Genomic DNA, 685 nt, shown 5'->3' with positions numbered 1-685 from the left:
ACATCCTCGGCATGCTGCTGGCGGCCACCGTCGTGGGCGCCCTGGCCCGCCGTGGCGCGGACCGCACGGTGCTGCGCACCGCCGGTTCCATGGTGCTCGGTTCGGTGATCATCTACGCGGTGGGCGTGCCCTACCTGGCGCTCGCCACCGGTATGTCCCTGCCGGCCGCCGTCTCCGCCGGTCTGGTCCCGTTCCTCATCGGTGACGCGCTGAAGGCCGCCCTGGCGATGGGCGCCCTGCCGGCCGCCTGGAAGCTCGTGGGCCGCCGCGGCTGAGCCCCCCCCGCAACGCAGCAGCCCCGGTCCGCGACGGCGGACCGGGGCTGCTGCGTTGCGGGGTCAGCCGGAGGTGACCTGCGCGGCGCGCTTGCGACGGTGGTCCAGCACCAGCCCGATGGTGACCACGATCGCGGCGACCAGCATCGACAGCAGCGCGACCTCGCGGTTGGCCTCGTCGTAGACCATGTAGCCGAGCACGAAGACGATGCCCGCGGCGGCCGCCCAGGTGAGGTACGGGAAGAGCCACATCCGCACGGTCAGCTTCTCCGGCGCCTCGCGCAGCAGGATCCCGCGCATCCGCAGCTGGGTGAAGCAGATGACCAGCCAGACGAACAGCGCGACCGCGCCCGAGGAGTTCAGCAGGAAGAGGAAGACCGTGTCCTTCCACATGTAGTTGAAGAAGACGG

1 protein-coding gene and 1 pseudogene are annotated in these 685 nt (G+C 71.1%); one reads left to right on the top strand and one right to left on the bottom strand.

The window, feature by feature from the left end; all coding sequences use genetic code 11:
- Nucleotides 1–275 (top strand): biotin transporter BioY (locus EAO77_RS38190; RefSeq protein WP_147992849.1); only part of this gene is annotated, 275 nt, incomplete at its 5' end.
- Nucleotides 276–338: 63 nt separating this feature from the next.
- Here EAO77_RS38190 and EAO77_RS38185 read toward each other — a convergent pair.
- Nucleotides 339–685: pseudogene (locus EAO77_RS38185) on the bottom strand (amino acid transporter); the annotation flags it as partial.

Origin of the sequence: Streptomyces sp. T39 (assembly GCF_008042045.1) — a bacterium.
Taxonomy (GTDB): domain Bacteria; phylum Actinomycetota; class Actinomycetes; order Streptomycetales; family Streptomycetaceae; genus Streptomyces.
The sequence above is the reverse complement of the archived record's forward strand: the minus strand, read 5'-3'. Positions and strand labels throughout refer to the sequence as shown.